Below are 16,924 nucleotides of genomic sequence, written 5' to 3' on the forward strand. Positions count from 1 at the left end.
ATCCTTCGAGACGCGCGCAACGGCGCGCTCCTCAGGATGACGGAGTTGGGAGATTTGTCGTTTCGCTACTCGCAGAAGGGCGGCGCTTACTGCCACTCCCGCGCCGTCGCAGGGGCGCGCTGCCAAATATCGAAAAACAACCCCATGCAAAGGAGCCGGAGCCGGCCGGCCTGCGACTGGCCGGCTCACCACCGGCCGACTTGACACGTCGGCAAATCAGTGTCGTATTTCTAATATTCCGAAAAATGTCGGGCGTTACGATCCCTCCGGAAACACCTGCGCGACGTGAAACGCCTTGGTGGTGATGAGCCACCGGCCGTCGATCCGGTGAAACACCAGATGGTCGATGAAGCCGGTCTGGCCGGCCCTGACGCGCACCTTGGCGATGGCCAGATCGGGCGCGGTCTGGTCGACGCTGATGATCGCCTCCTCGCGCGGCGATTTCATCGACGCCGGCGAGGGACGGCTCTGGATGAAGTCGCGGAATTCCGCGGCCGAGCGCACGGTGTGCTTGCCGTCCCGGATGCCGTGCACGATGGCGGCATCGGCGAACACATCGCGGAACCGGCTGTCGTCGACTTCATACATCAGGTCGAAATATCCATCGATCGCGGCTGCGATGGCCTGGATGTCGCTCATTGCAAAATCTCCTCAGGCGATGATGTGGCGGTGGCCTCATCTGCGCCGACAGTGGCCGATCTGGTGGCGGAGTGCTACGACTGGGCGGTCATCTCTTGGATGACCGAGAGGCATCGGCATGGACGAAGTTGACGGTCGGCTGGTCGGCGGCCTGGTGGTGCTTGCGGCGCTGGCGGATGCGCGCAGTTTCGGGCGCGCCGCCGAACGGCTCGGCATGACGCAATCGGGGGTCAGCAAGGCGATCGCCAAGCTCGAGGCGCGCCTCGATGCCAGGCTGGTTCACCGCACCAGCCGCGCCGTCGAGCTCACCGAGGACGGACGCGCGCTGGTCGAGCGGGTCGCCGCGCATCTCGCCGGGATCGGCGAGGCGGCGGCGGAGACCTCGAAATCGCGCGATGCGGTACGCGGCAGGCTGCGGGTCAATGTCGACCCGCTGTTCTCCCGCGTGGTGCTGTCGCCGAAGCTGAGCGAATTCCTGCTGCACAATCCCGGCATGGAGCTGCGGATCGAGACCCGCGACCGGATCGCGGACCTGGTCAGCGACGGGTTCGATCTGGCGGTGCGTTTCGGCGAGCCGGCGCCGTCGGCGCTGATTGCGCGCCGCGTGCTCGATGCGCGCGTGCTCACCGTGGCCTCGCCAGTCTATCTCGAACGACACGGCCGGCCGCGCGATCCGCGGGAGCTGGCGAGCCGCGACCATCAGTGCATCCTGGCCATCGATGCGGCGACCGGGCGCCCGTTCGATTGGGAGTTCCGGCGCGGCGGCGAGGTGGTGCCGGTCGCGGTCAACGGGCGGCTCACCGTGACCGATTCAGGCACCAAGCTCGGCGCTTGCCTCGCCGGCTTCGGCATCGCGCAGGTGATCGATATCGGGCTCGACGATCATCTGAAGAGCGGCGCGCTGATCGATCTGTTTCCGGACTGGCCCGACGAGCGCTTTCCGCTCTACGTCTATTACGCCTCGCGCAGCCACGTGCCGGCCAAGGTGCGGCGGTTTATCGACTTCATCACGGAAACGCTGGCGGCAAGGCCGCAATCGCCACGCAAATCCGCCGGCCTGCGCAAGGTCGGCTAGCCCTTTGCCGATCCTTGCCGCGAAGCGATGATGACGCCGGCGAGCACCAGCGCGTAGCCGATCAAATGGAACGGGGCCAGCGTCTCGCCGAGCAGCAGGATCGCCATCGCCGAGCCGAACACCGGCACCAGATGGAAGAACGGCGCGGCGCGGTTCGGGCCGATCAGCGCGACGCCGCGGTTGAAGAACAGATAGGCCAGCGTGGACGGGAAGATCAGCACGTAGCCCAGCGTTGCAAAGGTCAGGATGTCGAGCTTCAGCGTCACGCCGCTCAGGAATTCCCAGATTGCCACCGGCAGCAGCATCAGCGCGCCGCAGCAGGTGGTGAACGAGATCAGCGAGAGCTGATGGATCTTCGGGCGGCGCGGGATCAGCGCCGAATAGAGCCCGAACGACACCAGCGAGGCGCCGAACATGATGTCGCCGCGGTTGAAAGAGATGCTGGCGAGCGCCGAGAAGTCGCCGCGCAGGATGATGGTCAGCACGCCGGCCAGCGAGATCGCGATGCCGGCCAGCTGCGCCGGCGTCAGCCGCACGCCGAACAGGATCAGCGACCAGAGCGCCACGAACAGCGGGCCCGCCGACTGGATCAACAGCGCGTTCAGCGCCTCGGTGTACTGCATCGCCCAGTAGGAGATCGCGTTGTTGAACGCGAACCCGACCGCCGACAACAGCAGCATCAGCGGCAGCGCCCCGCGCAGCTTCGGCCAGTCCGCTTTCAAATGCGGCCAGGCGAACGGCAACAGGATCAGGAAGACGCCGAACCAGCGGATCGTGGTCAGCGTGACCGGCGGCACATGGCTGCCGACATGCCGCGCCAGCACGATGTTGGCGGCCCAGAACAGCGACGTCAGGCTGAGCAGCAGATAGGGCTGGTTGTTGAGCCAGTGCAGCGGGGAGCGGCGCGGGGTGGTGGCAGGTGCGGGCAAGGCGGTCATTGTTCGGCGGATGTTGTGCCCGAATCTGCTGCTGCGACAAGATGAGAGTGCGGATTGGAGCCATGCGTGGCCGAACTCGACAGCACTTGCGGCAGCACGAGAACTGGATTCCGTCATCCCGAGGAGCGCGTAGCGCGTCTCGAAGGATGCACGGCCCGGCTGGTGGCCGTCGACCCTTCGAGACGGCCGCGGTGCGGCCTCCTCAGGGTGACGGGACTAGCTCGTGCACGTGTCTCGAAAACCCAGCCTATTTCTGCGGTCCCGACAGCGAGATGTCGCGCTCGGCGCGAAACACGTTGCTGTAGAGATTGGCGATCCATTGCCGGCCGCTGGAGGTGATGTTGAGGTGGCGGATCGCCTTTTGCACATGCGGCGCGACGCTGTCCCAGTAGAAGCGCGGATAGAGATCGACGAGATCGGCCGGCGAATCGTAGCCGAGCTGGCGGTTCAGTCCGGCCTCCTCGAATTCGAGGTACAGCGCGTTGGCCTTGCGGATGTAATGGGGATCGCCGAGCTGGCCGATCAGATCGGCGGCCCGCAGCAGGGTGGCCTCTTCGCCGAAATCCTCATCGTCTTCGGGAGCGGTGAGCGGAAAACGGGTGCCCTCGATGGCGCGCGCGATGCGCTCCTTGTCGAGCTGGGGGACGCCCTTGAGCCGCTCCATTACGAAGATCTTGGAGCGGTTGACGTGGCAGGACATCAGCGCCGCATCCGACGAGCCGCGCGGCAGGATCACCTTGCGGCCGTCGGCATCGACCAGATAGCCGGTCTGGTCGTCGGCGTCGAACAGTCCGCGCACATAGCCGATGTCATGGGTGAGGCAGGCGATGATGACATGCGCGTAATCCTCGGCGCTCATGTGCGAATGCAGCGCGCGGCCGCGCAGGATGTCGTGGCCGGCCAGCGTCACCAGCATGGTATGCTCGACATTGTGATAGAGCGCATCGCTGTTGCCGATGCATTCGAGCGCGATCCGCGCGATCGAGGGCACCATCTCGACCAGCTCGGTTTGCGACGAGCCGAACCGGCGCTGCATGTATTCGCCGAGGAATTTGCCGAGCGCGTCGGCCGCAAGTTCGGGAAGGGTCATCACGGCATTGACCTCCGAGATCGGGGGGTGAGCTTACGGCCTGCCGGCATTTCAGGGTAGTCCCGCGATGTGACATAATCGTTGCGGCCGGGCCGATCCGGCCCGGGAGCAGGTGATGGGCGTCGATCTCTTGAACGTCAAAGGCCTGAGCGAACTGGATCGCCAGGCGCCGGTCGTGATGGTCAACCTGATGCGATTTCGCGCGCGGTCGCTCGACGGCGACGGCTCGGGCTGGGACGCCTATCTGCGCTACAGCGCGCTCACCGTGCCCATGATCAAGGCGCGCGGCGGCACGCTGCTGTGGACCGGCAATGCCGAGACGGTCGCGCTCGGCGAGCCGGCCGGCCAGCGCTGGGACTATCTCGCGCTGGTCTACTACCCGAGCGTCGCCGCCTTCATCGACATGATGACCTCGGCCGACTACGAGACGCTGTGCGACCCGCATCGCCGCAATGGCTGCGAGGAGCACGTCATCATCGCGACCCGCGAGGCCTACAGCAAGTTCAAGGTGGGCGCGTAGAGACGCGCCTCCTCTTGACTGCCCCCGCGTCTACAAACCCATCTCCGTCATCCTGAGGAGGCCGCAACGCGGCCGTCTCGAAGGGTCGACGGCCCCACTGTGGCCGATTCATCCTTCGAGACGCCGCTTCGCGGCTCCTCAGGATGACGGGTCTATCTTCGTCACTGCGAGCCACCCGGTCGGCGCGAAGCGCCGCCGGATGACAGGCTCCGCGAAGCAACCTATCGCACGGCACACGCGGAAGCATGGATTGCCTCGTCGCTACCGCTCCTCGCAATGACGGCGGCGAAAGCTTCACATCCTCTCAGGATGACGGGTTTGGGAGCGTCAGCGGCGCCAGCGCCGCGCGGCAGGCCGATTGCACCACCCGGCAGACTTCATCCTTCGACCGCCCGGCACTGAGCGAGGCGAAGGTCGGGTAGCTCGTCAGCGCGAAGATCAGGTCGACGGCGTCCCGGCGGGCCTGCGGTGAGGCGCCTTTGTCGGCGATGCGCTCGATCAGCGCGCTGACGCCGCGGCGGCGGCGCTCGTTGCGCTCGCGGATCGCCTCAGCGAATTCGGGATCGGTCGCCATCGCGTCGTGCAGGCGTCCGACCGCGGAATCCCGGCTCCAGAAGCCGCAGAAGATCTCGACCATGCGGTCGAGCGCGGCGCGCGGATCGGCCATCGCCATGGCGTCGGCCAATTGATGCAGCCCGCCATGACGCGCGATCTCGTCGAACACCGCTTCCAGCAGCCCGCGCCGCGAGCCGAACTGGTTGTAGACGGTCAGCCGGGTCACGCCGGCGGCCTTCGCCACCGTATCCAGCGAGAAGCGCGCGATGCTCTCGCCTTCGCGCAGCGTGCGCGAGGCGGCCTCGATCACGCGCTCGCGCGTCTCGGCCGCGGCGGCGCTGCGCGCCGGGCTCACATAGCTGCGCGGCGGCATCGGCTGGCCTTGCTTTCGTCAGATTGACTATACATTATGTATATCTAATTTCCAACGCCGTTTGGAGCGAGATCATGCAGACCGTCCTCATCATAGCGCTGTCCCTTCACGTCCTGTCATCGGTGTTTTGGGCCGGCTCCAGCTTCACGTTGGCGCGCACCGGCGGCCTCGGCGGCGAAAAGCTGCTGATTCCGCAGATCGGTGCCGCGACCGTTGCGATCGTGACCGGCGCCACGCTGTGGCACCTGGTTCATGAAGGTACGTTCGCGTTGTCGGAGCAGATTTTGGCCGGCGGCGCGACCGCAGCTCTGGCTGCGATTGCCGTGCAGATCATCGTCGGTGGTGGCGCAATCAGGCAGTTGCGCAGCGAAGCGGGTGATGTTTCAGCCGCGCGCTCCCGACTGGCCATTGCGCAGCGCATCGCAGCCGGCCTGCTCGCTATCACCGCGCTCTGCATGGGCGCGGCGCGCTATGCCTAGAACTTCCGCACCAGGTCCGGGGTGATCTCTTTCAGGCCGCGGATCCCGAGCAGCGCCAGATCGCGGTCGATCTCGGCATGCAAGAGCGAGATCGCGCGCGCCACGCCGGCCTCGCCGGCGACCACGGCGGCATAGAGGAACGGACGGCCGACCCAGACGAAATCCGCACCGAGCGCCAGCGCCTTGATCACGTCGGTGCCGCGGCGGATGCCGCCGTCGACCATCACGGTCATGCCGCCCTTCTGCGCCGCGATCTCCGGCAGCGTGCGCAGCGCGGAGACGGTGTAGTCGAGCTGGCGGCCGCCATGGTTGGAGACCATCACGCCGTCGCAGCCGTGCTCGCGCGCCAGCCGCGCGTCTTCCGGCGAGATCAGTCCCTTGACCACGAGCTTGCCGGGCCAGCGCTTGCGGATCAGCTCGACATGCTTCCAGGCGAGCTGGTCGCGGCTGCCGATGTTGCGCATCAGGTTCTTCGACAGCACCGGCGGGCCCTGCTTGGCGTCCATGTTCTCGAAATGCGGCATGCCGTGGTTGAACACGGTGCGGGCCCAGGTGTTGAGCAGCCAGTCCGGATGGGTGATGGTGTCCCAGAACACTCGCGGGGTGATCTCGAGCGGCACCTGGAAGCCGTTGCGGATGTTGTTCTCGCGGTTGGGCGGCACCGGCACGTCGGCGGTGACGACGAAGGTGTCGTAGCCGGCCGCCGCGACGCGATCGACCAGCGGCTCGATCCGCTCGGGGAGGCCGGCGAGATAGGCCTGGTACCAGGCCTGCTGATTGGCGGCGCGGACGTCCTCAAGCCGGATCAGCGAGGAGGCCGAGAGGATCATCGGGATATCGGCGGCTGCCGCGGCGCGCGCCAGCACGATGTCGCCGCGATAGGCGCACAGCGCTGAGGAGCCCATCGGCGGAATCCCGAACGGCGAGGCGTAGCTCCTGCCGAACAGCGTCGTGGTCTGGTCGCGGCCGGAAACGTCGTTCAAGACCCGCGGCACGAAGCCGTATTCGTCGAACGCCCTGCGATTGTCTGACCGCGCGGTGTCGGTCTCGGCGCCGCCGCAGATGTAGCCGTAGAGGAATTTCGGCAGCAGCCGCCGCGCCTGCGGCTCGAAATCGTCGAGCGTGAGATAGCGCCGCAGATGCCGGGGCACGGCGGGCGCTGCGCGGTTGACGGTGGCGGGAGGCGGGGAAAGGGCTGCGGTCCGGTCGTGCACGTCTGATGTTTCCGTTGTTCTTGGTTCTTGACACGGCAGTCTAGAGCACGAACCGGACAAGTGCGAAGCGGTTTTGCTTCGCGGCAAACGCGGAACGCGTTGCGCGGAGATCATGGTTCGACACAGGGCTGAAGCGCGCTGACGTGCCTTAGCGCCTGGCGGCGGGCCCGGCAATTTTCGCGTTGAACGCGTTGACGGACTGGCTGACGTCGCTGAGCGTCTTGCGCGTCTCGGCGATCATGGCGCCGGATTTCCTGTCGAAACTCTGGATCAGCTCGCGCAGCGAAATCACGGTCGGCAGCAGCTCGCCGCCATATTTGTCGCTGCCGAAGCTCTTCAGGAATTTGTCGGCCGAGGTCATCTTGGCGTCGACCGCGCTGATGCCGTCGTCGGCGGCGTCGATGAAGCCGGCGATCAGTTCGCCATTGCCCGACAGCGAGTTGGTGAAGTTCTCGAGTCCGAGCAGCGAGTCCTTGATGTCGGCCTCGTTCTCGGTGATGACGCGGTCGACATTGCGCAGCGCGACCCGCAGCTTCTCCTGGATTCCCATGGTGCCTTCGGCGTCGGCGGTCAGCTCCGGAATGCCGTCGGCGCCGACGGCAGGCGGCGGCGCCTCGTCGGTGCCGCCGGTGAAGGAGATCGAGGCGATCCCGGTGAGGCCCTGGAATTCGAGGCCGGCCTGGGTGTCCTTCTTGATCGGGGCGTTGCCCTCGATCCGCGTCATCGCAACCACGCGGTGACGGTCGAGCCGGATCGAGACCACCTCGCCGATCCGCACGCCGGCGAAGTTGACGCTGGCGCCGCGGCGCAGGCCCGACGCCGAGCCCTCGAACACGACGCGGAACGGCACCATCCGCTTGATGCCGGCATAGCGCTGATAGCCCAGCCAGCCGCCGAGCGAGCCGGCGACGAGGGCCAGCGTCAGGGTGCCGATCATGAGATTGCTGGCGCGCGCCATGCGTGAAACCTGTCCGCGAAGCAGAAGACTTCAAAACATAGCGGATTTGGCGCCGTTAGTCATCGCGCCCGTGCTTGCCTCTCCCCGCGTGCGGGGAGAGGCCGGAACGCATGCAGCGCAGCGGAATGCGTTCCGGGTGAGGGGGAGTCTCCGCGCATTCATCTCTTGCCGACTCTGCGGAGCGAGCCCCTCACCCTGACCCTCTCCCCGTAAGAACTGGAGAGGGAAAAGATGCACCCGAAGGATCAGGCCGACTGCTGCCGCGATGCCGCGAACACGCCGGCCAGAACCAGCGCGAAGCCGATGAAATGAAAGGCCTGCGGATGCTCGCCGATGAACACGATCGACATGATGGTGCCGAACACCGGAACCATGTGGAAGAACGGCGCGGCGCGATTGGCGCCGATCAGCTGCACCCCGCGGTTGAAGCACAGATAGGCCAGGGTCGAGGGGAAAACCGCGACATAGAACAGCGACAGCAGGTTGTTGGTCGTGAGCTGCATCACCGGCCGCGCACCGAGTTCCCAGACGAAGAACGGGATCAGGACCAGCGCGCCGCAGCCGAAGGTGAAGGCGGCGACCGACAGGCCGTGGATCTTGGGCCGCTTCAAGGTCAGCACCGAATACAGCGCGAAGATCACCAGCGCGACGGTGAAGATCAGATCGCCCTTGTTGAAGTCGATCTTCGACAGCGTGGTGAGATCGCCGTGCAGCAGGATGACGAGCACGCCGCACAGGGACAGCAACACGCCGCAGAGCTGCGCCAGCGTCAGCCGGGTGCCGAGCAGGATCAGCGACCATACGGCCACCACCAGCGGCGCCGCCGATTGCAGGAGCAGCGTGTTCAGCGCCTGGGTGTGCTCGAGCGCCCAGTATTGCAGCGTGTTGAAGGCACTGATGCCGGTGATCGACAGCAGCATCATGATGCCGAGATTGTTGCGGATCGCGGGCCAGTCGCGGACCAGATGCTTCCAGGCAAACGGCAGGATGATCAGGAACGCCGCCGACCAGCGCAGGAACGACAGCGTCACCGGCGGGATGTGGCCGGCGGCGAGCCGGCCGACGATCGCATTGCCGGCCCAGCACAGCGCGGTGATGCTGAGCAGAAGATACGGCTGGTTGGCGATCCAGGAGCCGGAGGCAGGCGTTGTGGTGGAATCGGAGGCAGACATTCGATGAGGCCCGGGTTCACGACGCCGCGGCCCGCCCGGCCGATGGCGCCGGGCCGGTATCGATTTCCCCGGCTCCTGTCACAGACACGGATTCCGCCATTCCATCAATGGGGATGGACGCATCGCGACCATGCGCGAAGGCCCCTTACGGAGAGATTGCCGGCGTTTTGCCGTTCCCTAGCCAGTCTGCGGCGTGGTCTGGCGCTTGACGATCTGCTCGGCGAGCTCGATCAGGATCCGCTTGGTGTCGGGGTCCTGCACCTCGCGGAATACCCGCAGCATGCGCAGTTCGAGCAGGGATTGCAGCGATTCCGCGGCCTGGCCGCCGTGGGTGTGCGCTGTCGCGGCGGGCCGGCGATTGAGCATGTCGGCGGCGATCCCGAGCATCTCGGCGACGGTCGCCAGGCGGCCGGTATCGACTTTCACCGTGCCGTCGACGCCGTTCTTTTGCAGCGAGGCGCCCGCGCACAGGATCGCGGCGAGATCTGCCTGCGACAGCCCGATCGCGCGCCAACGCGCCTGCACCAGTTGATCGATCTGGTCGTCCTGCGATGTGCTCATGGTGCGCTCAGGCGATCTCCAGCTACGTCCGTGGGCAGCAATTCCCCGAGATGGATTGGTAGCAAATGGAACTGCGGTTCGTCGTGACGGGACTTCTACGGATCATCGGGATCGACGACTGGTCGTGCCGCAACCGGCGGCGTACAGGTCGATCCGCGCCTCCACGACGGCCGGGCCGTCGTGGAGGGCGGGCGGTATTGTCCGCGCCCATAGTCTGAGATGCGCGCTTTCGCGTCATCCGGCTTTCGCCTTATCGGCCTGACCTTATTACCAAGAGCGCGCCCGAATGCAACCTTGGAGGGATGGTTGAAAAGAGCCCAATCCTGATGTGTGACCTCATCATATGTCGCGGCGTCGCTCACAGGTCGATGATCCCGAGCGCGATGCTCTTGGCCACCCCGTGCGTCTTGTTGGAGGCCTCGAGCTTGCGCAGCGCCTGCTTGATGAAGCCTTCCACCGTCTCCGGCGAGATGCCGAGGATCTGCGCGGTGTCGGCCACGGTCTTGCCGCGCGCGGCCCAGGCGATCACTTCCTTTTCGCGGCCCGTGAGCTTGATGGTCTCGGCGGCGTCCGCAGGCTTCAGGATGGTCGGTGCGTTGCGCTGGTCGCGGTTGACGATGTCCATCGCCCGCTGCACCCAGTAGATCATCAACAGATGCAGTTCGTGACGATGGCAGATGAACAGCTTGTCGAACTCGCGCTGCTCGTCTTCCCAGAAGAACACCGTCGAGCTCGAATGCACGGCGCCGAGCCGGTCGCGATAGTGGAACGGCACCACGAAACCGTCCCTGAATCCGAATTCGCGGGCGGCATCCATCGTCTTGGCCTCCGGCGCGCGCTTGTGCCCGCTTCGCTCCGGCAGCTTCAGGCTGCTCCAGCTGAACGGCGTGTTGGTGCGTCGCGACCGCGCCAGCGCCGGATCGGCGTGGACGAACTCGTTTTGCACATACGCCCGCTTCCAGGCGTCGGGAAATGTGCCGACGTGGTAGGGCAGATCGAGATCGGGCCGGCCGGCATCGACAAAGGCGAAGCCGGAGAAGCCGTAGTCCTGGACAATACGGTGCAGGGACGAGCTCAGCTCGTCGATGGTATCTGACGCCTCGATGGTCGAAATCGCGTCTACCAGGCCCATTGCCTAAAACCCCCGGTTTCCGGGGGTATCACAGTTGACCCCTTTTGTCCCAGATGTTCCCGCATTTGGAGGAAGGGACAAATGCTTTATTCATTGAACGGCTTTCACGCGCTCATTACCAGGGAAGAACTCGATCCGGCCCATGTCGAGGCGATGATGCGGCTGCGCAAGCGGCTGTTCGTCGACCATTGCGGCTGGCTTTTGACCACGACCGGGGATGTCGAACGCGATCAGTTCGACTGCTGGTATACCGAGCACTGCCTGTTGTTCTCCGGGGTCGAGCTCGTCGGCGGCTTCCGGGCGATCCGCACCGATTATCCTTACCTCACCAAGTCGGTGTTCCCGCAGCTTGCGGTGCTGCGCTTTCCGAGCAGCCGCGAGGTGTGGGAGATCAGCCGTTTCGGCGTGCTGTCGAACGTCGCGCGGCCGCAGACGGCACGCGTCAACTATGCGCTGATGTTCCGCTTCGCCGAGCTGCGCGGCGCGAAGGCGCTGGTGGCGCTGGCCGACCTTTCCTATGAGCGCTTTCTCACCCGCATGGACATCCGCACCCGCCGCTACGGCCCGCCGCAGGTGATCGGCAACGATCGCACGGGCCGCCCGCTGACGGCGCTCGCCGGAGAAATCCCGCTCGGTCTCGCCGACAATCCCGGCCTGACCAAATTCCTCGACCTTGGACGGCAATTGGAGATCCACGATGCCACACATGTTCTCGGACGTTCGAGCATTCCAGCGTGATCCGCTGCGCCTGTTGCTGACGCGCGGCAACGAGGCCGAGCTCGGGCTCGTGCCGTTGCGGCTCGGTCCGGCACCGGTGTTGCTGGTGAACGATCCCGGCCTGCTGCGCCCGATCCTCAAGGCGCCGGAGACCGATATTGGCAAGGGCAAGCTGATCAAGAAGCTGACCCCGGTGCTCGGCCGCAGCTCGCTGATGCTGAGCGGCGAGGAGCACAAGCGGCGGCGGGCCGTGCTGCAGAAGCACATGGCCAAGGGCAGCGTCGAGAAATTCCTGCCGCATATGTGCGCCGAGATCCGCGCGGTCGGCGCCAGCCTGGCGCGGCTCGGCTCGTTCGATCCGCACCATGTCACCGCGATGCTGGCGCTGCGCACGATCTGCGTCGCGATCTTCGGCTCCCAGGTGATGTCGTCGGGCGACGAGGAAGCCCTGGTCCAGGCGGTCGGCACCATCGAGGACGATCTGGCCGAGGAGATGTTCCGCGCCCTGCCGTTCGGTCCGCTGGCCTGGTACCGGCGTCGCCAGAACCGGGTCTGCGCCAAGCTCGCGATGTCGGCCGTGGTGCAGCGCCTGCGCCGCAAGGCGGGCTCGAGCAGCGCGCTGCGCGATTTGGAGGCGCTCGGCCTGACCGATCGCGATCTCGAGGACGAGATCCTGACCCTGCTGCTGGCCGGCCATCACACCACGGGTTCGACGGCGGCGTGGATGTTCTACCAGATGGCCGCCAACCCGGCCCTGATGGACGAGATCGCCGACGAGGCGGCGGAGTGCCTTGGCGACGACGGCGAGCTGCGGCTCGACGCGGTGAAACACGCCAATCTGAGCGCGACGCTGGTCAAGGAGGTCTGCCGGCTCTATCCCAGCGCCTGGTGGTTCTCGCGTGAGGTGATGCAGCCGGTGACGATCGGCGGACGCGACCTCAAGGTCGGCACCTCGCTGTTGATCTGCCCCTGGCAATTGCAGCGCGACGGCAGGCATTTCGAGGAGCCGGACCGTTTCCTGATGACGCGGCGCTACAACACCGACGCCTTCATCCCGTTCGGCGCCGGCCCGCGCGCCTGTGCCGGCATGGGAGTTGCGATGCTCGAGCTGCAATTGCTCGCGCTCGAGATCGCCGCCGCCTATCGCTTCACCGCCGTCACGCCGAATCCGGCGCCGTGGCCGAAAGCCTCGGTGACGCTGATTCCGCCGCCGATGAAGATCGACATCGAAGTTCGCGAGGTGCCGTCGCGCGTCCCGCATCTCGGCGAGGAAGCGGAGCATCTGCCTTACATTCCACCGGTCGCCGCGGCGTCCATCAGCACACTACAATCGGTATCCCCATGACAACTCAGATAACAACGGCCAGCATCGGGCAAAGGGCCATGGATCAAGTGCAAATGCGCAGTCTGCGCGACGTCATCGCTGTCTTGATCGAGCAACGCAGCATCGTGACGGCGGCGGGCGCGGGCTTTGCCGCACATCTGCTCGACCTCGCGATCATGCAGCTCAGGCTCAACGTCAACGATATTTCGGCAGAGGAACTGACCGGCCTGTCCGACTTCGTCGGCGCGGAGTTTTCCCGCGACAAATCCTCGCATTGATCGCAGCAATCAGTCCTGCGTCGCCACCAGCGCCTTCATCGAGGCGCCGGCGGCAAGCGCGGCGTCGTTCGGATCGATCTCGATCTGCAGGCCGCGCTGGCCGCCATTGACGAACACGGTGACGTGGGTGAGCGCGGTCTCGTCGATCGCGGTCGGCACCTTCCTCTTCTGGCCGAACGGGCTGATGCCGCCGACATGGTAGCCGGTGAGCCGCTCGGCATCGGCCGGGCGCATCATCCTGGCCGACTTGCCGCCGAGGGCCGCGGCGAGCTTTTTCATGCTGACCTCTCGGTCGGACGGCACCACGGCGCAGACCGGCTTGCCGTCGACCTCCGCCATCAGCGTCTTGAGCATGCGGTTCGGTTCGACGCCGAGCGCCTCGGCCGCCTGCAGGCCGATGCTCTCGGCGCTGGAATCGTAGACATAGGTGTGGAGCTTGAAGGCAATGCCGAGCTTGCGCAGTGCCATCGTCGCTGGTGTCGAATTGGGCATGGATCCTGCCGGTTGATCGGGCCGGATGATCGCCGCAACGGGCCCGGCGATCAATCGGCCGTGCGGCCAGCTTCGGGCCGCGCCAACATTAAATTGTCGCCAGCCCGGTTCCGTCAGGCGCCGCATGGAATTTTCAGGGGATATCAAAGGGTTGTAGCTCATCTAAAAGGCGTAAACGACCCCCTTCTTGCTTGCGCAGCCGAGCCGCTTCCGTTATCCGGTAGGCGCCTTGCGTGCGCGCGGTCCGGCGCCGCGATTGGGGCTGGACATACCAATGCATGATCGCTGTGGGCGGACGCGTTTTCGCCGCGATCATGGTCTCTGAAACACCTGAAGGGAACATCTTCGCAATGGCCAATGTTGTCGTCGTCGGCGCCCAATGGGGTGACGAAGGGAAGGGCAAGATCGTCGACTGGCTGTCGGAACAGGCCGACATCGTCGTGCGCTTCCAGGGCGGCCACAATGCCGGCCATACGCTGGTGATCAATGGCGAGACCTACAAGCTGGCGCTGCTGCCCTCCGGCGTGCTGCGCCCGAACAAGCTCGCGGTGATCGGCAATGGCGTGGTGTTCGATCCGCAGGCCTTCCTCGACGAGGTCGCCAAGCTGAAGGGGCAGGGGGTTGCGGTCGGACCGGACAATCTGCGCATCGCCGAGAACGTCACGCTGATCCTGCCGCTGCATCGCGAGCTGGATTCGCTGCGCGAATCCTCCAACGCCATCACCTCGATCGGCACCACCCGCCGCGGCATCGGCCCGGCCTATGAGGACAAGGTCGGCCGCCGTGCCATCCGCCTGATGGACCTCGCCGACCTCGACACCCTGCCGCACAAGATCGAACGCCTGCTGGCGCACCACAACGCGCTGCGCCGCGGCCTCAATCTGGAGGAGATCGACGGCAAGGGCATTCTCACCGAGCTGACGGCGATGGCGCCGAAGCTGCTGCCCTATGCCGAGACGGTGTGGCGGCTGCTCGACCTCGAGCGCCGCGCGGGCAAGCGCATCCTGTTCGAGGGCGCGCAGGGCGCGCTGCTCGACGTCGACCACGGCACCTATCCCTATGTGACGTCGTCCAACACCGTGGCGGGGCAGGCCGCGACCGGCACCGGCCTCGGCCCGGGCGCGGTCGGCTATGTGCTCGGCATCTGCAAGGCCTACACCACCCGCGTCGGCCAGGGTCCGTTCCCGACCGAGCTGCATGACGAGATCGGTGAGGAAATCGGCCGCCGCGGCAAGGAATTCGGCGTCAACACCGGGCGCAAGCGCCGGGTCGGCTGGTTCGACGCCATGCTGGTGCGGCAGACCGTCCGCACCTGCGGAATTGCCGGGCTGGCGCTGACCAAGCTCGACATTCTCGACGGCTTCGACAGCATCAAGGTCTGCATCGGCTACAAGCTCGACGGCAAGGAAATCGACCATCTGCCGGCGGGCGAGGGCGCGCAGGCCCGGGTCGAGCCGATCTACGAGATCATCGAGGGCTGGAAGCAGCCGACCGCCAATGCGCGGTCCTGGGCGGACCTGCCGGCCCAGGCCATCAAATATGTCCGCCGGGTCGAGGAGCTGGTGGGGTGCCCGATCGCCCTGCTGTCCACCAGCCCGGAACGTGAAGATACTATTCTGGTACAGAATCCGTTCGAGGCTTAACGGGATATTACCTATATCCCTCCAATTGTGTGGAAATGGCTGACTACTACCCGCTGATCGCCCGCGCCATCGCCGGATTGGACCCCAACGCCCCCGGCGAAGCCCGCCGCGCGCTGTATGCGCGGGCGCGAACGGCGTTGATCCAGCAGCTCCGCGGCGTGCAGCCGCCGCTCTCCGAATCCGAGATCACCCGGGAACGGCTGTCGCTGGAAGAGGCGGTTCGCAAGGTCGAGTCCGAGGCCGCGCAGCGCGCCCGCGACGCCTCGCGCCCGGGCGGCGGCGGTGCTGCCCGTAGCAGCCGCGCCAACGCCAGGCCGCCGGAGCCAGGTGCACGGCCCGAGGCCGGTTCCGCCGACCCTGCCGCGCGTGCGCGGCCACCGGCGGAGCCTCGTCCGCCGCGCAATCTGCGCCCCGATGCAGCGCCGCCGGCCCCGCCGCGGCCGCAAAACCCGCCCGCTCCCGAGACCCAGGCGCCGCAGGCCCGGCCGCCGGGTCCGCCGCGCCGCGGTCCGGAAGGCGCACCGCCGCCGGCCGCACCGGGCGTTCGCGGCTTCCGCGACATCACCGCCGATGCCGACGATCTCGGCCGTGCTGCGGCGCAAGCCAGCCGCAACGCGCGCAAGACCTACGCCAACGTGCCGTCGCCCTCGCCGGAATTCGACCGGCTCGAGCCGAGCCTGGAAAACCGCGGCGGCGATCCCGAGGCGCCATATTCCTACGACGAGTCGATCGAAGAGGCCGAGCGCTACACGCCGCAGGCGCCGGGGGCGCCGCCGCAGCGCTCGCGCGTCAGCAATGCCGAGCGCGAGCCGAAGAAGCCGCGCGTCGGCTCGATGTTCCCGTTCAAGACCGCGATCGTGATCGGCATCCTGCTGATCCTGGTCGGTACCGGCATCCTGATGCGGCAGCAGCTCACCACTCTGGCCAGCAGCCTGTTCACGTCCTCTTCTCCGGTCGAGGCGCCGAAGGATGCCTCGACGGCGCCCGCGAGCAAGAAGATCACCGACCGCGTCGGCCAGCCGTCGTCGTCGGGCGAGCCGGTCGCGCCAGTGGCGCAGCGCGTCGTGCTCTATGACGAGGACCCGTCGGATCCGAAGGGCAAGCAATATGTCGGGTCGGTGGTCTGGCGCACCGAGCAGGTCAAGGGCTCGGGCAACCAGAAGCCCGACATCGCCGTGCGCGCCGACATCGACATCCCCGATCGCAAGTTCAAGATGACGATGTCGTTCCGCCGCAACACCGATTCATCGCTGCCGGCGAGCCATACCGCGGAATTGACCTTCATCCTGCCGCAGGACTTCGCCAATGGCGGCGTCGGCAACGTGCCGGGCATCCTGATGAAGTCCAACGAGCAGGCGCGCGGCACGCCGCTGGCCGGCCTCGCGGTCAAGGTCACCGACGGCTTCTTCCTGGTCGGCCTCTCCAACGTCGACGCCGACCGCTCGCGCAATCTGCAGCTCCTGAAGGAGCGCTCCTGGTTCGACGTGCCGCTGGTCTACACCAACCAGCGCCGCGCCATCATCGCGATCGAAAAGGGCGCCCCCGGCGAACGGGCGTTCAACGACGCGTTCGCGGCGTGGGGTGAGTAAAGCGCCTCGCCCTCACCTTGATGCACGACGTCATCGCCCGGCTTCATCAGGGCGATTCCGTATCGCAGCGACATAGGCGGCGGATTGTTGCAGCGCATCGACGCCGACTCGCCGAACATTTGCCGGGCGCATTCTATTTTCCCTAGAACCATCGCGTGGCTGCGTTACACTTGGC

The 16,924-nt window shown here is 66.2% G+C and carries 18 protein-coding genes; 8 read left to right on the top strand and 10 right to left on the bottom strand.

Annotation, left to right across the window (positions count from 1 at the left end; all coding sequences use genetic code 11):
- Nucleotides 1–255: 255 nt before the first annotated feature.
- Nucleotides 256–639: a nuclear transport factor 2 family protein gene (locus tag ACVW17_RS14675; RefSeq protein ID WP_456752428.1), complete on the bottom strand. Its 384-nt coding sequence runs from the start codon at nucleotides 637–639 to the stop codon at nucleotides 256–258.
- Between the two features lie 118 nt (nucleotides 640–757).
- Here ACVW17_RS14675 and ACVW17_RS14680 point away from each other — a divergent pair, with 118 nt between their 5' ends.
- On the top strand, nucleotides 758–1,714 hold the full coding sequence (locus tag ACVW17_RS14680; protein ID WP_456752429.1) for a LysR family transcriptional regulator: 957 nt from the start codon (nucleotides 758–760) through the stop codon (nucleotides 1,712–1,714).
- Here ACVW17_RS14680 and ACVW17_RS14685 read toward each other — a convergent pair.
- Both ACVW17_RS14685 and ACVW17_RS14690 read right to left on the bottom strand, forming a co-directional pair.
- Complete coding sequence (locus tag ACVW17_RS14685; protein WP_456752430.1) at nucleotides 1,711–2,652, bottom strand: DMT family transporter; 942 nt, start codon at nucleotides 2,650–2,652, stop codon at nucleotides 1,711–1,713. The two genes, ACVW17_RS14680 and ACVW17_RS14685, sit on opposite strands and share 4 nt — an antisense overlap.
- Before the next feature lie 247 nt (nucleotides 2,653–2,899).
- Nucleotides 2,900–3,745, bottom strand: coding sequence for a metal-dependent phosphohydrolase (locus ACVW17_RS14690; RefSeq protein ID WP_456752431.1), 846 nt, complete (start codon nucleotides 3,743–3,745; stop codon nucleotides 2,900–2,902).
- 112 nt (nucleotides 3,746–3,857) lie between these two features.
- Here ACVW17_RS14690 and ACVW17_RS14695 point away from each other — a divergent pair, with 112 nt between their 5' ends.
- Entirely contained in the window at nucleotides 3,858–4,262 is a 405-nt protein-coding gene (locus ACVW17_RS14695; RefSeq protein ID WP_456752432.1) for a DUF1330 domain-containing protein, read from the top strand.
- 304 nt (nucleotides 4,263–4,566) lie between these two features.
- On the opposite strand, the gene ACVW17_RS14700 is transcribed toward ACVW17_RS14695, so the two are convergent.
- Nucleotides 4,567–5,190: a TetR/AcrR family transcriptional regulator gene (locus ACVW17_RS14700; protein WP_456752433.1), complete on the bottom strand. Its 624-nt coding sequence runs from the start codon at nucleotides 5,188–5,190 to the stop codon at nucleotides 4,567–4,569.
- Nucleotides 5,191–5,264: 74 nt separating this feature from the next.
- On the opposite strand from ACVW17_RS14700, the gene ACVW17_RS14705 reads away from it, so the two are divergent.
- Nucleotides 5,265–5,669: a hypothetical protein gene (locus ACVW17_RS14705; protein WP_456752434.1), complete on the top strand. Its 405-nt coding sequence runs from the start codon at nucleotides 5,265–5,267 to the stop codon at nucleotides 5,667–5,669.
- Here ACVW17_RS14705 and ACVW17_RS14710 read toward each other — a convergent pair.
- The 5 genes from ACVW17_RS14710 to ACVW17_RS14730 form a co-directional block, all read right to left on the bottom strand.
- Nucleotides 5,666–6,820, bottom strand: a complete 1,155-nt coding sequence (locus ACVW17_RS14710; protein WP_456756420.1) for an alpha-hydroxy acid oxidase — start codon at nucleotides 6,818–6,820, stop codon at nucleotides 5,666–5,668. The two genes, ACVW17_RS14705 and ACVW17_RS14710, sit on opposite strands and share 4 nt — an antisense overlap.
- 211 nt (nucleotides 6,821–7,031) lie before the next feature.
- A complete protein-coding gene (locus ACVW17_RS14715) occupies nucleotides 7,032–7,841 on the bottom strand; it encodes an MlaD family protein (protein ID WP_456752435.1) in 810 nt (269 codons plus the stop codon).
- 245 nt (nucleotides 7,842–8,086) lie between these two features.
- Entirely contained in the window at nucleotides 8,087–9,013 is a 927-nt protein-coding gene (locus tag ACVW17_RS14720; RefSeq protein ID WP_456752436.1) for a DMT family transporter, read from the bottom strand.
- Nucleotides 9,014–9,190: 177 nt separating this feature from the next.
- Nucleotides 9,191–9,574, bottom strand: a complete 384-nt coding sequence (locus tag ACVW17_RS14725; protein ID WP_456752437.1) for a hypothetical protein — start codon at nucleotides 9,572–9,574, stop codon at nucleotides 9,191–9,193.
- Nucleotides 9,575–9,932: 358 nt separating this feature from the next.
- Complete coding sequence (locus ACVW17_RS14730) at nucleotides 9,933–10,706, bottom strand: LuxR family transcriptional regulator (RefSeq protein WP_456752438.1); 774 nt, start codon at nucleotides 10,704–10,706, stop codon at nucleotides 9,933–9,935.
- A gap of 81 nt (nucleotides 10,707–10,787) precedes the next feature.
- Between ACVW17_RS14730 and ACVW17_RS14735 the strand changes: the two genes are divergently transcribed.
- The 3 genes from ACVW17_RS14735 to ACVW17_RS14745 are packed head-to-tail and all read left to right on the top strand — an operon-like array spanning nucleotide 10,788 to nucleotide 13,025.
- On the top strand, nucleotides 10,788–11,444 hold the full coding sequence (locus ACVW17_RS14735) for an acyl-homoserine-lactone synthase (protein WP_456752439.1): 657 nt from the start codon (nucleotides 10,788–10,790) through the stop codon (nucleotides 11,442–11,444).
- Entirely contained in the window at nucleotides 11,404–12,768 is a 1,365-nt protein-coding gene (locus ACVW17_RS14740; RefSeq protein WP_456752440.1) for a cytochrome P450, read from the top strand. The genes ACVW17_RS14735 and ACVW17_RS14740 overlap by 41 nt, the downstream gene beginning before the upstream one ends.
- Nucleotides 12,769–12,821: 53 nt before the next feature.
- Entirely contained in the window at nucleotides 12,822–13,025 is a 204-nt protein-coding gene (locus tag ACVW17_RS14745) for a hypothetical protein (RefSeq protein WP_456797325.1), read from the top strand.
- A gap of 9 nt (nucleotides 13,026–13,034) precedes the next feature.
- Here ACVW17_RS14745 and ybaK read toward each other — a convergent pair whose 3' ends face one another.
- The gene (gene ybaK / locus ACVW17_RS14750; protein WP_456752442.1) at nucleotides 13,035–13,517 is read right to left on the bottom strand and encodes a Cys-tRNA(Pro) deacylase; all 483 of its coding nucleotides are present in this window, start codon (nucleotides 13,515–13,517) and stop codon (nucleotides 13,035–13,037) included.
- Nucleotides 13,518–13,867: 350 nt separating this feature from the next.
- Here ybaK and ACVW17_RS14755 point away from each other — a divergent pair, with 350 nt between their 5' ends.
- Both ACVW17_RS14755 and ACVW17_RS14760 read left to right on the top strand, forming a co-directional pair.
- Nucleotides 13,868–15,160: an adenylosuccinate synthase gene (locus ACVW17_RS14755; protein WP_456797326.1), complete on the top strand. Its 1,293-nt coding sequence runs from the start codon at nucleotides 13,868–13,870 to the stop codon at nucleotides 15,158–15,160.
- 35 nt (nucleotides 15,161–15,195) lie between these two features.
- Complete coding sequence (locus ACVW17_RS14760; protein ID WP_456752443.1) at nucleotides 15,196–16,749, top strand: hypothetical protein; 1,554 nt, start codon at nucleotides 15,196–15,198, stop codon at nucleotides 16,747–16,749.
- The last annotated feature ends 175 nt before the right edge of the window (nucleotides 16,750–16,924 follow it).

The sequence above is a fragment of the Bradyrhizobium sp. USDA 4473 genome (assembly GCF_054063335.1).